Here is a 16,152-nt window from a genome sequence, read left to right on the forward strand (position 1 = left end):
TCGGCGTCCACCTCACCACCCTGCGCCCCGAACAGGCCGCCTACATCGGCGTCCCCGTCGACGGCCCGTACAAGCCCGACCACTACCGCTACTGAGGTCCCGCTTCTGCGCCCGAACGGCCGCCCGAACGGCCGCCCGTCCGCCGTCCGCCCGCCGTGTTGTCCGCCGTGTCGTCCGCCCCCACGCGAAGCCGCGCGTGGGGGCCGCGGTGTGCCCGGCGGGGCTGTCCGCGGCCCCGTGCCGACCGGGGGACCACCGGAACTGGATCGAGGGTCGAGCAGGTGTTCGCAAGCTCTCGGTGACACCCGGACGCGAGAGGCAGCCATGATCAATCTTTTTCAGCCCCAGGTCGGTGCTGAGGAACTCGAAGCGGTGGCCGGGGTGTTCCGCGACCGTTGGCTCGGTCACGGACCCCGTACCAAGGCGTTCGAAGCGGCGTTCGCCGAACACCTGGGTGTCGCCGCGGAGCACGTGGTCTTCATCAACTCGGCCACCTCGGGCCTGTTCCTGGCCACGGAGGCGCTCGACCTGCGCGACGGCGACGAAGTCGTCCTGCCGTCCCTGAGCTTCCTCGCCGCCGCCAACGCCATCCTCGGCACCGGTGGCCGTCCGGTCTTCTGCGACGTCGACCCCCGCACGCTCAACCCCACGCTGGAGGACATCGAGACCGTCCTCACCGAGCGGACCAGGGCGGTCGTCGTCCTCCACTACGGCGGCTACCCCGGCGACATCGTCCGGATCGCCGCGCGCTGCCACGAACTCGGCATCACCCTCATCGAGGACGCCGCCTGCTCCGTGGACTCCCGCGTCGACGGCCGGGCCGTCGGCACCTTCGGGGACCTCGCGATGTGGAGCTTCGACGCGATGAAGGTCCTCGTCACCGGGGACGGCGGGATGATCTACGTCAAGGACGCCGAGCAGGCCGCCCGGATCCGCCGCCTCGCCTACCACGGCCTCGCCCAGTCCAGCGGTTTCGGCCACGCCAAGGTGTCCTCCCGGTGGTGGGAAATGGACATCCCCGAGCCCGGGCGCCGCGTCATCGGCAACGACCTCACCGCCGCGATCGGCTCCGTGCAACTGCGCCGGCTGCCCGACATGGTCACGCGCCGCAAGGAGATCGTCGACCTGTACGACCGGGAACTCGTCTCCCTCGACGGCGTGCTGACGCCCCCGCCGCTGCCCGCCGGGCACGCGTCGACGTACTACTTCTACTGGGTGCAGATGGACCCCGCGATCCGTGACGCCGTCGCCGGCGACCTGCTCGCGGACGACATCTACACGACCTTCCGCTACGCACCCCTCCACAAGGTTCCGGCCTACGCCCCCGTCGAGGGCCCGGTTCCCGGGCTCCCCGGATCCGACTGGGCGTCCGACCGGACCCTGTGCCTGCCCTTGCACCCGGGTCTGTCCGACGCGGACGTGCTCACCGTCGTCGCCTCGTTCCGCAAGGCCGTGGCGGCGCGGAGCGCCGAGGCGCGGCAGGACTCTCCCGCGAAGGACATCCGATGAACAGACGTGTCGTCATCACCGGCATCGGCGTGGTCGCACCCGGGGGAGTGGGTACGAAGAACTACTGGTCGCACCTGACCTCCGGTCGGACCGCGACCCGCGCCATCAGCCTCTTCGACGCCTCGCAGTTCCGTTCGCGGATCGCCGCCGAGGCCGACTTCGACCCGCTGGACCACGGCTTCACCCCCGAGGAGGCGGCCCGTCTCGACCGGGCCGCGCAGTTCGCCCTCGTCAGCGCCGACGAGGCGCTGCGCGACAGCGGACTCGACACCGCGGCGCTGGACCCCACCCGTACGGGAGTGAGCCTGGGCAGCGCCGTCGGCTGCACGACGGGCCTCGACAACGAGTACGACGTGGTGAGCGCGGGCGGCAGCACCTGGCAGGTGGACCACACCCTCGCCGTGTCCCACCTCTTCGACTACTTCGTGCCCAGCTCGCTGGCCGCGGAGGTGGCATGGCGGGTCGGCGCGCAGGGGCCGGTCTCGCTGATCTCCACCGGCTGCACCTCGGGTCTGGACTCCATCGGCCACGCCGTCGAGCTGATCCGCGAGGGCAGCGCCGACGTGATGGTCACCGGCGCCACCGAGGCGCCGATCTCGCCCATCACCGTCGCCTGCTTCGACGCCATCAAGGCGACCTCGCCGCGCAACGACGACCCGGCGACCGCCTCCCGGCCCTTCGACGCCACCCGCAACGGCTTCGTCCTCGGCGAGGGTTCGGCCGTACTGGTCCTGGAGGAGCTGCGCAGCGCCCGCCGCCGCGGCGCCCACGTCTACGCCGAGATCTCCGGGTTCGCCAGCCGCGGCAACGCCTACCACATGACCGGGCTGCGTCCCGAGGGCCACGAGATGGCGCAGGCGATCAGCGTCGCCCTCGACGAGGCCCGCCTCGACCCCGGCGCCGTCGACTACGTCAACGCGCACGGCTCGGGCACCAAGCAGAACGACCGGCACGAGACGGCCGCCTTCAAGCGGAGCCTCGGGCAGCGTGCCCACGAGGTGCCCGTCAGCTCCATCAAGTCGATGATCGGGCACTCGCTCGGCGCGATCGGCTCCCTGGAGGTGGTGGCGAGCGCGCTGGCCATCGAGCACAACGTGGTGCCGCCGACCGCGAACCTGCACCGCCCCGACCCCCAGTGCGACCTGGACTACACCCCGCTCACCGCACGTGAGCACCGCACCGACACCGTGCTCACCGTCGGCAGCGGGTTCGGCGGCTTCCAGAGCGCCATGATCCTGACCGGTCCCCGCCTGGGAGATGCCGCATGACCACGGACACGACCGTCAGCGTCACCCGCCCGCGCTTCGACGCCGCGGGACCGGCCGAGGTGCCCGTCGTCACCGGCATCGGCGTCGTCGCCCCCAACGGGCTGGGCACCGCGGCGTGGTGGGCGGCGGTCCTGCGCGGCGAGAGCGGCATCCGGCCGGTCACCCGCTTCGACGCGGACCAGTACCCGGCCGGGCTGGCCGGTGAGGTTCCCGGGTTCGACCCGGCCGAGCACCTGCCGAGCCGGCTGCTGCCGCAGACCGCGCACGTGACCCGGCTCGCCCTCACCGCCGCCGACGAGGCCCTCGCCGATGCCGGCGTGGACCCGGCGCGGCTCGCCGACTACGAGGCGGGCGTCATCACCGCCAACTCCGCCGGCGGCTACGAGTTCGGTCAGCGCGAGCTCCAGGCACTGTGGAGCAAGGGCGGTCAGCACGTCAGCGCCTACCAGTCCTTCGCCTGGTTCTACGCCGTCAACAGCGGCCAGATCTCCATCAAGAACGGCATGCGCGGCCCCAACAGCGTCATCGTCAGCGAACAGGCCGGCGGGCTCGACGCGGTGGCCCAGGCGCGCCGCCAGCTCCGCAAGGGGATCCGACTGCTGATCACCGGCGGCCTGGACTCCTCGCTCTGCCCCTGGGGCTGGGCCGCGCACCTGGCCGGCGGCGAGCTGAGCACCTCCGCGGACCCCGAGCGGGCCTACCTGCCCTTCTCCGCCGACGCCGACGGTCACGTCGTCGGCGAGGGCGGGGCGCTGCTCGTCCTGGAGGACGCCGCCGCCGCCCGCGATCGCGGCGCCGCCGTCTACGGGACGGTCGCCGGGTACGCCGCCACCTTCGACCCGAAGCCCGGCTCGGGCGGCGCCCCGCGCCTGCGCGACGCCGCCGCGCTGGCACTGCGCGACGCGGGCCTGGAACCCGCCGACATCGACGTGGTCTTCGCCGACGCCGCCGGCCGGCGCGGCGCCGACCGCGACGAGGCCGAGGCCCTCGCGGACCTGTTCGGTGCCCACGGGGTCCCCGTGACCGCGCCCAAGACCATGACGGGCCGGCTCGCCGCGGGCGGCGCCTCCCTCGATCTGGCGGCCGCGCTGCTCTCCCTGCGCGACGGCGTGATCCCGCCGACCGTCAACACCGGGGCGCCCGCCGCGGACTGCCCCATCGACCTCGTGACCGCGGTACGCCGCCCCGAGCGGCTGCGCACCGCCCTGGTGCTGGCCCGCGGTCGCGGCGGCTTCAACGCGGCCATGGTGGTCCGCGCAGCCTGAGAACGGGTCGGTTGCCCGGACGCCCTTACGGACGACCGGACCCGGCCGAAGGACCGGACGCACTCATCCAGCGGCCGCGCCCGTACGCACCTGAGCCAGGAGGACCGTTGCCCACCATCGACCCCGCCGAATTCGCCCGCACCATGGCACACGTGCCCACCCCGGTCACCGTCGTGACCACGGTGGACGCGGCCGGCCGGCGCCTGGGCTTCACCGCCGGCTCCTTCACGTCCCTCTCCCTCGATCCGCCGCTGGTGCTGGTCTGCCTGGCGAAGAGGGCGGCGAGCCACGAGGCGTTCGTCCGCGCCGACCGGTTCCTCGTCAACGTCCTGGCGGCGGACCAGGCCGATGTCGCCGGAGCCTTCGCCCGCTCGGGACACTCGGGGCTCGACAAGTTCGCCGGCACCCCCATGGAGCCCCTCGAACACGGCCTGCCCGGCTTGAGCGACGCGACGGCCCGGCTCGTCTGCACCCTGCACGACGTCCTGGACGGCGGGGACCACAGCATCCTCGTCGGCCGCGTCGAGTCCGCGGCGGTGAGCGGCGCGGAGCCGCTGATCCACCACAACCGGCGGTTCGCCCGGCCCGGCGGCGGAGTCGACCTGGTGTCGTCCGGAGCGTCGTCGGCCCGCTGACGGTCCGCTGACGGGCGCTCAATCGGCGCATGCGTTAACGGCGTTAACGGTCCATCACCGTTAACGCCGTTAACGCTTGCCCGCATTTTCCGGGACGTTCCGGGATCTTACGGACGGCCGGCCGGCCCGTCAGTCCTTGCTGTCCTCCGCGGTCACCCGGTCCGAGGGCGCGGACGTCGGCGCGGCCTCGGGGGCTTGCTCGGCGGGAGCGAACTCCCTCAGGGCCAGGGACAGCAGCAGCACGGTGACACCGAGACCCGTGGCGACGAGGAAGCCCGTGGTGATCGAGGTGGCGCCGATGACCGGACCGATGATCAACGGGGCGACGAACTGCCCCAGGAAGTTGGCGGTGCCCGACAGGGCCATGACCTGGCCGCGCAGCGCGGGCGGCGCGGCCTCGCCGAGCATCATCGCCAGTGCCGGTACGGACATCCCGCTGCCGAGTCCGAACAGGCCCGCCGCCACCGTGAGCAGGGCGGGGTGCCCCGCCAGCCCGATGGTCAGCATCGACAGCGTCCACAGGACCAGGGACACCCGCAGCAGGTTCACGTACCCGAGGCGGCCCTTGATCCGGGCGTAGAACAGGCCGATCACACTGCCCGTCACCGAGGTGCTGGTGGTGATCAGGGAGATGACGAACGGGTCGGCCACGTCGAGCTGCGTCAGGCGCTGCGGCAGGAAGACGGCCATCACGTACAGCAGGAACGAGCTGAACATCGACAACCCGTACAGCGCCAGCAGCCGGGGCTGCTGCTTGATCAGCGCCACGGCGTTGACGCCCTTGGGGCGGGGCGCCACCGGGGCGTTGGGCAGGACGAACAGCATCGCCACGGCGAGCGGGATGCCGAGCAGGTAGACCGCGAACGGTCCGTGCCACGACAGGCTGCCCAGGGCGCCGCCGATCAGCGGCCAGATGATGCCGCCCATGCTGATGGCGGTGCCCCGCCAACCGGCGACCTTGTCCCGCTCCGGCCCCTGGTAGAGGGCGAGCAGGGCCACGGTCGTCCCGCTGAACAGGGCGGCGGCGCCGATGCCGAAGGCGAACCGACTGATGATCAGGGTCGCGTACGAGTCGGCGAACAGCCCCGCCCCGCCGGCCACGCCGTAGATGAGCAGACCGATCACCAGGGGCATGCGCACGCCCCACTTGTCGATCGCCCAGCCGACGAACGGGCTGACGATGGCGAGGGACAGGCCGTGCGCCGTGAGGATCAGCCCGGCTTGTGTGCCGCTGACCCCGAGATCGCCACGGATGACGCTGACGACCGGTGCGACCACGGCTCCGGCCATGATGGTCAGGGTCGAGGCGATGAGAAGAACGAACAGTGTTGCCCTGCTGGGGGCGGGGGCTGCTGCGGCAGCCGAAGGCTGTGCGGCCATACGGAACTCCGGTGGTGGTATGTGGTCCACGATCCCGGTCGGTGCGTCGGGGGAGCTCGCGGTCGCGGGGACGCCGGTCGAATGTCCGGAAAAATCGGACCGGAACCCTTCCCGCCACGATGGGGATCTTTATCCCCCAGAGTGCGAGATTCCGCTAGACCGCCGCTGGACCCCCGCTCGGCGCACGAGCCGGCCCCGCCGACAGACCGCCGCACACCCTCCCCCCTCGGGCCGGACCGGTGCTCGACCGGTGCTCGGGAACGGCTCCACGATCACTGTTCGAGTGGGAGTCGAACCACGGTTGCCAGGATCGGCCCCCTGTACCCGAGGACCCCGGACCGGGACCGGCCAGCGGCCGGCACCGGCCCGACACCGAAGACCCGAGAAGCGAGGAGCGCGACCGATGGCGGAACACCAGGCCCTGACGCCGGACGAGGTGGGCGAGTTCTACGACGACCGGGGGTGGCTCTGGGAGATCTTCATGGGCCAGAACCTGCACATCGGGTACTGGGACGACGAGGACCCCGGCACCGACCCGAAGGACCGCCTCACCGACGTCCTGATCGGACAGGTCGCACCGGAGCCCGGCGGGCACCTCCTCGACATCGGCTGCGGCAAGGGGCGTCCCGCGATCCGCCTCGCCCAGGCCGGCGGCGGCAAGGTCACCGGCATCACCGTCAGCGCCGAGCAGATCGAAGCCGGCACCGAACTGGCCCGCGAGGCGGGCGTATCGGACCGCGTCACCTTCGAGCGCGCCGACGCCATGGAACTGCCCTACGCCGACGGCTCGTACGACGCGGCCTGGGCCGTGGAATCCGTCATGTACTTCTCCGACCGGCAGAAGGCCCTCGACGAGATCCACCGCATCCTCAAGCCCGGCGGCGTCTTCGTCCTCTCCGACTACGTGGAGAGCGTCGAACTGGACGCGCGTTGGCGCAAGGTCCTCGTCGAGGGCTTCACCGTCGACTCCCTGCCGACCCCCGAGCAGTACGTCGAACTGCTCACCGCCGCCGGTTTCGTCGTGGAACGCGACTACGACGCGGGGGAGCACCTGCGCAAGTCCGCCGCGCGCATCGGCCGGATCGTGGAGGAGAACTACGAGAAGGTCGTCGCCAAGGGCGGTCAGAGCTTCGCCGAGGAGTTCAAGCAGATGATCGGCGAGGTGTCGGAACTCGAACGCGACCACCTGGGCTACCGCATCATCACCGCCCGCAAGCCGCTCGTCTGACCCGCCTCCGAGGGCCTCCCGAGCGCCTCCCGAGCCCCTTGCGAGTCCCCTCCGAGCCCGTCCCGAGCCCGACTTTCCAGGATTGTCCGCATGAAGATTCTGTTCGTAGCCGGTGGCACCTCCGGAGTGATATTCGGGATCGTCCCGCTGGCACAGGCGGCCCGCAACGCCGGCCACGACGTCATCATGGCCGCACCCGAGAACTGCACGGCGACCATCACCGCCGCGGGCCTCCCCGCCGCCGCGGTCTCCTCGAAGGCGATGCAGGAGGCCCTCGTCGACCGGCGGGGCGTGCGCGTCCCCATCCCCGAGGACCTGCACGAGCGGTACATCTTCAACGGCCGCACCTTCGGCCGGTACGCCGCGAGCTGCCTGGACGGGCTCATCGACCTGGTGGACCGCTGGCGGCCGGACGTGGTCGTCGGCGGGGCACTGGCCTTCGCCGCCCCGCTCATCGCGGCGTACGCGGGCGTCCCCTACGTCAAGCAGGCCATCGACATGGGCGAGCCGCGCACCATCGACCTCGCGGCCGCCGCCGAACTCGGCCCCGAGATGGAGCGCCTGGGCCTCTACGAGATGCCCCGCACCGACCTCTTCGTCGACATCTGCCCGCCCAGCCTGCGGCCGGCCGACGCCCTGCCCGCCCAACTGATGCGCTACGTGCCCTACGCCACGCAGAAGACCGTCGAACCGTGGATGCTGCAGAAGGGCGCGCGCCCCCGGGTCCTGGTCTCCGCGGGCAGCCGCGTCACCCCCGAATCCGACTTCGACATCCTGAGCGGCCTCGTCGCGAAGGTCTCCCAACTCGACGTGGAAGTCCTCGTCGCCACCCCGGAAGAGGTCGCCGAGCGTTTGCGCCCCCTCTTCCCCGGGGTCCGCGCCGGCTGGATCCCGCTCCACCAGGCGGCCCCCACCGCCGACCTGGCCATCCACCACGCGGGCGGCAACACCACGATGGGCTACGTGGCCTACGGCGTACCGCAGGTGCTCGTCCCGTACCTGCCGTACTGCGTCGACTACAGCGCCCGCCTCGACGCCTACGGCGCGGGCAGGATGATCGCCCCCGAGAACGACTCCGCGGAGAACCTCGCGGACGCCTGCGCGGAGATCCTGGCCACCCCGTCCTACCGGGAACGCGCCCGCGAGTTGGCCGACGAGGTCGCCGCCCAACCCGTCGCCACGCAGGCCGTCGACGCCATCGAGCGGCTCGTCCCCGCCGCCGCGCACTGACCCGGGACGGCGGACACCCATGCGACTGCTCTTCATGGCCACCCTGGCCAAGACCCTGCACGAGACGACCGTGGGCCTGGACCTGGTCCACCAGCTGAAGGCCACCGGCGTCCGCTGCCACTTCGTCATCGACGCCGACAACGAGGCCCAACTCAAGGCCGCCGGCCACCCCTACACCCTCGTGTCCTCCGCGCTGGGCCACGGCGTGCGCGACGTGGTGGCCCGCACGGTCCGCGAGTTCCGGCCCGACGCGATCGTCCTCAGCGACTACGTCGGGCACTGGCTCACCCACCTCGTGAACTACGAGACCGACCCCTGGTACGTCCAGGAGTTCGGCGTGCCCGTCCTGCCCATCGACATGCTGGGACTGGCCGACACCGAACGGGAGGTCGAGGCCCTCGGCAGGACGGTGACGATCGACGCCAACCTCCTCGACATGCCACTGCGGCTGCGCCCCGTCCCCGTCAACCGGCCCCAGCATCCCGTCGGCCCCGACGAGATGCTCTACCGGGCCAACAGCACCCTGCGCCCGCTCACCGAACGGACCCGCGCGGACGTACGGCGCTCCGTCGGCGCCGAGGCCGGCCACCGGCTGCTCCTCTTCCCCACCCTGCCCTGGCAGCACACCATGCGGACCCGGGCCGGCCCGGCCACCCGGGAACTCGCCGTCCGGTTGCCCGAGCTGATCGGCCACTACCTGCGCAGGCTGCCCGCCGACACCCGGTTCGTGATGGTCGGCCCCTACTTCGAGAACCTCGGCCTGCCGGCCGAGCGCGTCCACCTCGAACCGGAGTACACGGCGGACCGCTACCACCAACTGCTCGGCGCCACCGACGCGGTGATGTCCTGCTTCCTCACCTCCTACGCCCTCGAACGGGCCGTCCTCGCGGACGTACCCGGGCTCATCGCCACCAACGGGCACGACCTGCCCGCGGCCGCCGCCGACACCGCGCTCCCCTCCGGCGCCTCGTCGGCCGTCCGCTCCTGGCTCGCGGACTTCCCCGGGCCCGTGCCCTCCTTCCACGCCTGGCCGCTGCGCTGGAGTCGGCTCCTGTCCGGGCTGCTCCACGACAACCCGTTCGCGGAAACCGTCCTGCACACCGAGATCCTCGACGAGGACGCCGTGGTGAACGGCCTGGAAGCGGTGCTGTACGACCCCTCCGTACGGGACCGGCTCGCCGGGGCCCGCGCGGACTACCGGGACGCCATCGATCGGCTGCCCGACACCGCCCAGGCCTTCACGGCCGCCGCCGAACGGCTCGGCATCGGGCGCTGACCCCTGCCCCGTCCGCACCCCACCAGAGGAAGACACACGATGCGCTACGACCGTGCAGCCGACCCGCTGATCGCCGCCGCCCGGGCCGCGGCGCCGCTCGCCGCCGAACACGCCCACGCCAGTGAGACCGCGCGCACGCTGGCCCCGCCCGTCGCCGAAGCCGTCATCGCGGCCGGATTCCCCGGATACTTCGCGCCGGTCGCCCACGGCGGCGCCGCCGGCACCTTCACCGGACTGCTCGACGCGGTCGCCGCCCTCGGCGAGGGCTGCACCTCCGCCGCCTGGTGCGCCTCCGTCGTCGCCAGTGCCGGCCGGATGACCGCCTACCTGCCCGCGGCCGGTCAGGAAGCCGTCTGGCACAAGGGCCCCGACACCGTCGTCTCCGCCGGCCTCGTCCCCAGCGGCACCGCCGAACGAGGCCCGGGCGGCTGGCGCCTGAACGGCACCTGGCCCTACGTCAGCGCTGTCGACTTCTCCGACTGGACCCTCGTCGCCGCCCGCGCCCGCACCCCCGAGGGGCAGCAGGTACGGATCTTCGCGGTACCCCGCACCGACTACCGGATCGAGGACACCTGGTTCACCGTGAGCCTGCGCGGCACCGGTAGCAACTCGGTGGTCCTGGACGACGTGCTCGTCCCCGACGAACTGTCCGTACCGCTCGACGTGCTCCTCGCCGGCCCGGCACCCGAATCCGACGCGGCCTGCCACCAGGTACCGCTGAAGGCCGGCAACGGACTCACCCTCGCCGCGCCCCTGCTGGGCGCCACCCGCGGCGCGTTGCGCCGCTGGTCCCACCTCGTCCAGGGCAAGCTCGCCGGACCCGCCGGCGCCATCAGCGGAGCCCAGGACGCCGGCCCGTTCGAACAGCTCCTGGCCCGCGCCGAGGGCGAGACCGACGCGGCGCAGCTCCTCCTGGAACGGGTCGCCCGGACCACCGACGAGGGCCCGTACTCCGCCCTGGACTCCGCGCGCAACGGACGCGACAGCGCCCTCGCCGCCGACCTGCTGGCCTCCGTCGTCGACCGGCTGCTGCGCACCGCCGGCACCCGGGCCCAAGCGGAGGGGGAGGAACTCCAGCGGCGCTGGCGCGACGTCAACTGCGGCGCCGGGCACAGCGGGCTGCAGTTCGCGCCGCTGGCCGGCACGTACGCCCGGCTGCGCACCGCGACCCCGGACGCGGTCTGAGACCGCCGGCGCCGCGGTCGCGGCGCACGCCGAAGGGGCCCCGCCGGCAGGCGGGGCCCCTTCGCCGTGTCCGCCGTCAGGCGTGGCACACGGGCAGGCCGCCGTGGTAGTCGATCATCTCCGAGAACATCAGCTCGATGTCGAGCGGAACACCCGGCGCCGCGCCCCGCTCCTCCGCGTACGCGCGGTGCAGGTTCGGCACCAGACGCTCGGAGTCCAGCAGCTCCGCGTACTCCCCGAGGTCCGCGTCCCGGGCCGCGTCCAGCGGTCCGACACCGGCCGCGACGCCCTCCCGGGCCAGCCGCTGCACGAACCGTAGGTACCCCTCGGTCGCGTCGAGCAGCTCCGGGCCCGCCACCGGCCCGTGACCGGCGACCACCGTACGGGGATCGAGGGCACGCAGCCGCTCGGTCACCGCCAGCGAGCCGGCCACCGACCCCATCAGGCAGAACGGCGTCGACCCGGACATCACCAGGTCCCCGGTGAACAGCACCCGTTCCTCGGGCAGCCACACCACCGTGTCGCTCGACGTGTGGGCGGGCCCCAGCCGGACCAGTTCGGCCCGCACGTCTCCCACGTACAGGTCGAGGCGGTCCCGGAAGGTGACCTCGGGGAGCACCACGGAGACCCCGCCCCAGTGGACGTCGGGCCACAGGCCCGTCAGGTGCAGGCCCACCGTTTCCATCTCGGTCCGGGTGCCCTCGTGCCCGACGACGACGGCGTCATCGGCGAACAGGTAGTTGCCGAAGGTGTGGTCACCGTGGGAGTGGGTGTTGACCACGTACCGCGGCGGTCGGGACGTGACCGTTTCGACCGCCGCCTTCAGGGCCTTCGCCCGGGCTTCCGTGGCGGCCGTGTCGACCAGCGCGGAGCGCCCACCGGACACGATCAGCCCGGCGTTGTTCAGGCACCATCCGCCGTCCGGCTGCACGTAGGCGAAGACGCCGTCCGCGACTTCCTGAAGACGGGGCTGCGCCCCGCCCGCGGCGCGGGCGTCGGCCGCCATCCTCAGAAGACCTGGTCGTGCGTGATGAGGCGGGACGCGATCCGCACCTCGCCGTCCTCGACGACCAGGACGTCGTGGACCAGGCAGCTCGGGTTGATCTCCGGCTGACCGCCCGGGCGGACGGTGGTGACCAGGGCGTACGCCGTGGACTTGAGCGTGCCGTCCTCCTGGTGCTCCAGGGCGACCTGGTTGAACCAGTGACGGCGGCGGACCTGCTGGCCGTCGTACTTCTTGTGGAACTCGACGAGCTCGCGCACGATCCCGGGTCGGGTCCGGGCCGGCTCCGCGCCCGGCGAGTGCAGGAACACGCCGTCCTCGGTGAAGGAGGCCGCGTACTCCTCGAACCGGCGGGCGTCGAGGGCCTGCATCTGGTGGGCGTAGAAGTGGAGCACCTGCGAGTAGAGGTCGGTGCTGACTGCGGTGGTCATGTGGGTGTCCCTCCTGGGACTGGTGAGGGGAACGGACGGGGGCGGGGCGCCCCTTCCGGATCGGGCCGAACCCGATCCGAAGGGGACGGCCTAGTCGCGCGGAGCGCGGACGACGACGGCCGAGTTGAAGCCGTGCCGGCCGCGGGCCAGGACGAGCGCGTTGCGGATGCGGCCTTCGCGGGGCCCGGTGTGCACCAGGTCGATGCCGTACGCGGCGGGCACCTCGGAGACCGTGGGCGTGGAGGGGATCACCTCGTCGCGGATGGCCAGCAGCGCCGTGGCCACGTCCAGCGGCCCGCCACCCGAGTACAGGCGTCCGGTGAGCGCCTTGGGCGCGGTGACGGGAACACCGCCCGGCCCGAACACCGAACGGATCGCGTCCGCCTCTGCGGCGTCCAGCTCCGGGACGCCGGCGCCGTCGGCGAACACCACGTCGATGTCCCCGGGCGTCAACCCGGCCTCGGCGAGCGCGGCCTCCACGGCCCGGCCGAGCGTCGGCGGCCGGTCCGAGCCGGGAGCGGGGTCGAAGGTCGACGCGTGCGCGGCGATCTCGCCGTACGGGCGGACGCCGCGCCGGGCGGCGCCGTCCGCGTCCTCGACGATGAGCATCGCCCCGCCCTCGCCCGGCACGTACCCGGAGGCCCGGGCGCCGAAGGGCTGGTAGGCGTGGGCCGGGTCGCTCTCGCGGGTGACGCGGCCGCCGGCCAGCTGGGAGACGTAGCCCCACGGGTCGAAGGCGGAGTCCACGCCGCCCGCCACGACGACGGGCGTACCGCGCCGGATGGTGCGGCGGGCGTGGCCCAGTGCGTCGAGACCGCCCGCCTGCTCGCCGACCAGCGCGGCGCTGGGGCCGCGCAGCCCGTGGCGGATGGAGATCTGGCCGGTGTTCACCGCGTAGAACCAGGCGAAGGACTCGTAGACGCTGACGAACTTCGAACCCTTGGTCCACAGGTTGGCGAACTCGTGGTGGGTGAAGGTGAACCCGCCCAGCGCGTTCGACGTGACGACGCCGATGTCGTAGTCGTGGACGGTGTCGTTCGGGACACCGGCGTCGGTCAGCGCCCACTCGGCGGCGACGAGCGCCAGCTGCGTCGAGCGGTCCGTCTGCGGGAGCAGTCGGCCCGGCAGGTGGTCGGCGGGGTCGAAGCCGGCGATCTGCCCGGCCAGCGAGGCCGGGTAGCCGGTGGCGTCGAAGCCGGTGACCGGGGCGATGCCGGTGCTGCCGTCGAGCACCGCCTTCCAATAGGCTTCCACGCCCATTCCGTTGGGCGCCGTGACGGCGAGCCCGGTGATGACGGTCCTGGTCATGCCTTCGCTCCTTCGGGGGCGCGGAGGACCATGGCGCTCTGGAAGCCGCCGAATCCGCTGCCGACGGTGAGGACGGAGTCGACCCGGTGCTCGCGGGCGGTCAACGGGACGTAGTCCAGATCGCACTCGGGGTCGGGGGTGTGCAGGTTGGCGGTCGGCGGCACCACGTTGTGCTTGATCGCCAGGAGGCTCGCGGCGATCTCGATCGAGCCGATCGCGCCGAGGGAATGCCCGATCATCGACTTGATGGAGCTGACGGGCACCTCGTAGGCGTGCTGCCCCAGGCTCCGCTTGAAGGCGGCCGTCTCGTGCCGGTCGTTCTGCTTGGTGCCCGAGCCGTGCGCGTTGATGTAGTCGATGGCGGTGCCGTCGACGCGCGACTCGTCGAGCGCCACCCGGATCGCCTCCGCCATCTCCCGGCCGTCCGTCTTGAGGCCGGTCATGTGGTACGCGTTGCAGCGCGTGGCGTAGCCGCTGACCTCGGCGTAGACCTCGGCGCCGCGGGCGCGCGCCGCCTCGTACTCCTCCAGGACGAACATGGCGCTGCCCTCGGCGAGGACGAAGCCGTTGCGGGTGGCGTCGAAGGGCCGCGAGGCGTGCTCGGGGTCGTCGTTGCGGGACGTCGTCGCCTTGATCGCGTCGAAGCAGGCGAGCACGATCGGGGAGATCGGGGTGTCCGAGGCGCCGGCGATCATGACGTCGGCGCTGCCCTCGCGGATCAGCTGCGCGGCGTACCCGACGGAGTCGAGCCCCGAGGTGCAGCCGTCCGACACCATCGTCACCGGGCCCTCGGCGCCGGCCGCCCAGGCGACCTCGGCGGGCATGATTCCGGGGCTCAGGTAGTCGAACATGTGGGGGGAGAGGTAGTCGGGGTCGACGACCCAGTCGCGACCCCGGTCGGACATGACCAGGTACTCGTTCTCCAGGCTCGTCGCGGCGGCGACGGCGCTGCCCAGGCTCACGCCGATGCGGTGCGCGGGCACACCGCCGAACTCCAGTCCGCTGTCCGCGACGGCCTCGCGGGTACAGGCGATCGCGAACTGCGTCGCCCGGTCCATCCGGCGGATCTCGCGGGGCGACAGGCCCTCGGCGGCCGCGTGGAAGTCGACCTCGCCGGCCACCTGGGACCGGAAGGACGAGGCGTCGAAGAAGGTAATGCCGCGGGTCGCCGTCCGGCCCGCCGACAGCAGGTCCCAGAACTCCTTCACCCCGGAGCCGCCGGGTGCCCGCACGCCGATTCCTGTAATCACCACTCGTCGGGTCATCGCGCGCGGCTCGTCCCGTAGGTGTTCGAGCTGGACATCGAGTCAAGTCCTTTCCGGCCCGGCTGCGGAGAGACCGGCCCCCTACCACGACAGAAACTGCGTCAATTGATCCTTTGACGCTCTGTTGCCTTTCTCGAAGACCACTCGAAGGTCCGTCTCGGCGCCCGGGCAGGGGCGGTGACCGGGGGGTATCCCCGGAGACCGACGACCGGGCGCCCGCCCGGCCCCTCCACCGGGTCTCGACCGGCGGTCGAGGGCGGGGAACCACGCTCTCCGTAGTCCGTCTGGTCCGGAAAAGGGCCGGAACATTGCGATACGGAGGCACGATGGGCTCGCTGAACGGCAAGGTCGCGCTGGTCACAGGGGCGACGAGCGGCATCGGACGGGGCATCGCCGCCCACCTCGCCGACCAGGGGGCGCACGTCTTCGTGTGCGGCCGGGACGCGGACCGGCTGGCCGCGACCGTCAAGGCCCTCCAGGAGTCCGGCGGCTCGGTGGACGGCACCACCTGCGACGTGACCGACCGGGAGGACGTCAAGCGCTTCGTCGGCGCGGCCGTCGAGCGGTTCGGCACCGTCGACATCCTCGTCAACAACGCCGGGCGCAACGGTGGCGGCCCGATCGCCGAGATGTCGGACGAGCTCTGGTACGACGTCATCAACACCAACCTCAACAGCGTCTTCCTGCTGACGCGCGAAGTGCTCAGCGCCGGCGGCATGCTCGGCAAGGGCTGGGGCCGCATCGTCAACATCGCCTCCACGGCCGGCAAGCAGGGCGCCGTGACCGCCGCCCCCTACTCCGCGTCCAAGCACGGCGTGGTCGGCTTCACGAAGGCCCTCGGTCTCGACCTGGCCAAGACGGGCATCACCGTGAACGCCGTCTGCCCCGGCTTCGTGGAGACGCCGATGGCCGAGCGGGTCCGCCAGCACTACGCCTCCTCCTTCAACATCACCCTCGAAGAGGCCGCCGAGAAGGTCCACACCCGCGTCCCGATCGGCCGCTACGTGGAGGTCGAGGAGGTCGCCGCCATGGTCGATTACCTGGTCAGTGACGCGGCGGGCTCCGTCACCGCGCAGGCCATGAACGTCTGCGGCGGTCTCGGCAACTACTGATCCCTCCGCCGGCGGCCCGACCCATCGCCGCCGGCGGCCCGGACGGCCACGAGCCCC

Annotated in this window: 15 protein-coding genes; 10 read left to right on the plus strand and 5 right to left on the minus strand. The window is 72.3% G+C overall.

The genetic code is table 11. The annotated features are described in order from the left end of the window. From AB0D46_RS26615 to AB0D46_RS26635, 5 genes are all read left to right on the plus strand, one after another. Window positions 1-95: adenosylhomocysteinase (locus tag AB0D46_RS26615; RefSeq protein WP_362881122.1), on the plus strand; the 95-nt coding region annotated here is incomplete at its 5' end. Between the two features lie 229 nt (window positions 96-324). Continuing rightward, entirely contained in the window at window positions 325-1,509 is a 1,185-nt protein-coding gene (locus tag AB0D46_RS26620; RefSeq protein ID WP_362881007.1) for a DegT/DnrJ/EryC1/StrS family aminotransferase, read from the plus strand. Beyond that, entirely contained in the window at window positions 1,506-2,777 is a 1,272-nt protein-coding gene (locus AB0D46_RS26625; protein WP_362881009.1) for a beta-ketoacyl-[acyl-carrier-protein] synthase family protein, read from the plus strand. Before AB0D46_RS26620 ends, AB0D46_RS26625 begins: the two co-directional genes overlap by 4 nt. Then, a complete protein-coding gene (locus tag AB0D46_RS26630) occupies window positions 2,774-4,042 on the plus strand; it encodes a ketosynthase chain-length factor (protein ID WP_362881011.1) in 1,269 nt (422 codons plus the stop codon). The genes AB0D46_RS26625 and AB0D46_RS26630 overlap by 4 nt, the downstream gene beginning before the upstream one ends. A 107-nt stretch (window positions 4,043-4,149) precedes the next feature. After that, window positions 4,150-4,677, plus strand: coding sequence for a flavin reductase family protein (locus AB0D46_RS26635; protein WP_362881013.1), 528 nt, complete (start codon window positions 4,150-4,152; stop codon window positions 4,675-4,677). A gap of 129 nt (window positions 4,678-4,806) precedes the next feature. Here the strand turns inward: AB0D46_RS26635 and AB0D46_RS26640 are convergent, their stop codons facing one another. Beyond that, the gene (locus tag AB0D46_RS26640; RefSeq protein ID WP_362881015.1) at window positions 4,807-6,057 is read right to left on the minus strand and encodes an MFS transporter; all 1,251 of its coding nucleotides are present in this window, start codon (window positions 6,055-6,057) and stop codon (window positions 4,807-4,809) included. Between the two features lie 403 nt (window positions 6,058-6,460). Here AB0D46_RS26640 and AB0D46_RS26645 point away from each other — a divergent pair, with 403 nt between their 5' ends. The 4 genes from AB0D46_RS26645 (at window position 6,461) to AB0D46_RS26660 (ending at window position 10,976) form a co-directional block, all read left to right on the plus strand. Further along, entirely contained in the window at window positions 6,461-7,285 is an 825-nt protein-coding gene (locus AB0D46_RS26645; RefSeq protein ID WP_362881017.1) for a methyltransferase domain-containing protein, read from the plus strand. 90 nt (window positions 7,286-7,375) lie between these two features. Further along, on the plus strand, window positions 7,376-8,515 hold the full coding sequence (locus tag AB0D46_RS26650; protein ID WP_362881019.1) for a glycosyltransferase: 1,140 nt from the start codon (window positions 7,376-7,378) through the stop codon (window positions 8,513-8,515). A 19-nt stretch (window positions 8,516-8,534) separates the two neighbouring features. Next, window positions 8,535-9,791 carry a DUF6365 family protein gene (locus AB0D46_RS26655; RefSeq protein WP_362881020.1) on the plus strand — a complete coding sequence of 419 codons (1,257 nt, stop codon included), beginning with the start codon at window positions 8,535-8,537 and terminating at the stop codon, window positions 9,789-9,791. Between the two features lie 39 nt (window positions 9,792-9,830). Beyond that, the gene (locus AB0D46_RS26660; protein WP_362881022.1) at window positions 9,831-10,976 is read left to right on the plus strand and encodes a hydrolase; all 1,146 of its coding nucleotides are present in this window, start codon (window positions 9,831-9,833) and stop codon (window positions 10,974-10,976) included. 76 nt (window positions 10,977-11,052) lie between these two features. Here the strand turns inward: AB0D46_RS26660 and AB0D46_RS26665 are convergent, their stop codons facing one another. The 4 genes from AB0D46_RS26665 to AB0D46_RS26680 all read right to left on the minus strand — a co-directional run bounded on the left by AB0D46_RS26665 (window position 11,053) and on the right by AB0D46_RS26680 (window position 14,983). Beyond that, window positions 11,053-11,982, minus strand: a complete 930-nt coding sequence (locus tag AB0D46_RS26665) for an MBL fold metallo-hydrolase (RefSeq protein ID WP_362881024.1) — start codon at window positions 11,980-11,982, stop codon at window positions 11,053-11,055. 2 nt (window positions 11,983-11,984) lie between these two features. Further along, window positions 11,985-12,410 (minus strand): nuclear transport factor 2 family protein, encoded by a 426-nt coding sequence (locus AB0D46_RS26670; protein ID WP_362881026.1) that lies wholly within the window; start codon window positions 12,408-12,410, stop codon window positions 11,985-11,987. A 90-nt stretch (window positions 12,411-12,500) separates the two neighbouring features. Next, the gene (locus AB0D46_RS26675) at window positions 12,501-13,718 is read right to left on the minus strand and encodes a ketosynthase chain-length factor (RefSeq protein WP_362881027.1); all 1,218 of its coding nucleotides are present in this window, start codon (window positions 13,716-13,718) and stop codon (window positions 12,501-12,503) included. Next, complete coding sequence (locus AB0D46_RS26680) at window positions 13,715-14,983, minus strand: beta-ketoacyl-[acyl-carrier-protein] synthase family protein (RefSeq protein ID WP_362881029.1); 1,269 nt, start codon at window positions 14,981-14,983, stop codon at window positions 13,715-13,717. The genes AB0D46_RS26675 and AB0D46_RS26680 overlap by 4 nt, the downstream gene beginning before the upstream one ends. 326 nt (window positions 14,984-15,309) lie before the next feature. Between AB0D46_RS26680 and AB0D46_RS26685 the strand changes: the two genes are divergently transcribed. Continuing rightward, on the plus strand, window positions 15,310-16,095 hold the full coding sequence (locus AB0D46_RS26685) for an SDR family NAD(P)-dependent oxidoreductase (RefSeq protein ID WP_362881031.1): 786 nt from the start codon (window positions 15,310-15,312) through the stop codon (window positions 16,093-16,095). The last annotated feature ends 57 nt before the right edge of the window (window positions 16,096-16,152 follow it).

It is taken from the genome of Streptomyces sp. NPDC048383 (assembly GCF_040651775.1).
Classification (GTDB): domain Bacteria; phylum Actinomycetota; class Actinomycetes; order Streptomycetales; family Streptomycetaceae; genus Streptomyces.

Excerpts from the sequence above, each read along its gene's own strand:
- AB0D46_RS26655 (WP_362881020.1), top strand. The coding sequence starts at position 8,535 with ATGCGACTGCTCTTCATGGCCACCCTGGCCAAGACCCTGCACGAGACG.
- AB0D46_RS26630 (WP_362881011.1), top strand. The coding sequence starts at position 2,774 with ATGACCACGGACACGACCGTCAGCGTCACCCGCCCGCGCTTCGACGCC.
- AB0D46_RS26665 (WP_362881024.1), bottom strand. The coding sequence starts at position 11,982 with ATGGCGGCCGACGCCCGCGCCGCGGGCGGGGCGCAGCCCCGTCTTCAG.
- AB0D46_RS26685 (WP_362881031.1), top strand. The coding sequence starts at position 15,310 with ATGGGCTCGCTGAACGGCAAGGTCGCGCTGGTCACAGGGGCGACGAGC.
- AB0D46_RS26620 (WP_362881007.1), top strand. The coding sequence starts at position 325 with ATGATCAATCTTTTTCAGCCCCAGGTCGGTGCTGAGGAACTCGAAGCG.
- AB0D46_RS26625 (WP_362881009.1), top strand. The coding sequence starts at position 1,506 with ATGAACAGACGTGTCGTCATCACCGGCATCGGCGTGGTCGCACCCGGG.
- AB0D46_RS26670 (WP_362881026.1), bottom strand. The coding sequence starts at position 12,410 with ATGACCACCGCAGTCAGCACCGACCTCTACTCGCAGGTGCTCCACTTC.
- AB0D46_RS26640 (WP_362881015.1), bottom strand. The coding sequence starts at position 6,057 with ATGGCCGCACAGCCTTCGGCTGCCGCAGCAGCCCCCGCCCCCAGCAGG.
- AB0D46_RS26660 (WP_362881022.1), top strand. The coding sequence starts at position 9,831 with ATGCGCTACGACCGTGCAGCCGACCCGCTGATCGCCGCCGCCCGGGCC.
- AB0D46_RS26675 (WP_362881027.1), bottom strand. The coding sequence starts at position 13,718 with ATGACCAGGACCGTCATCACCGGGCTCGCCGTCACGGCGCCCAACGGA.
- AB0D46_RS26680 (WP_362881029.1), bottom strand. The coding sequence starts at position 14,983 with ATGACCCGACGAGTGGTGATTACAGGAATCGGCGTGCGGGCACCCGGC.
- AB0D46_RS26645 (WP_362881017.1), top strand. The coding sequence starts at position 6,461 with ATGGCGGAACACCAGGCCCTGACGCCGGACGAGGTGGGCGAGTTCTAC.
- AB0D46_RS26650 (WP_362881019.1), top strand. The coding sequence starts at position 7,376 with ATGAAGATTCTGTTCGTAGCCGGTGGCACCTCCGGAGTGATATTCGGG.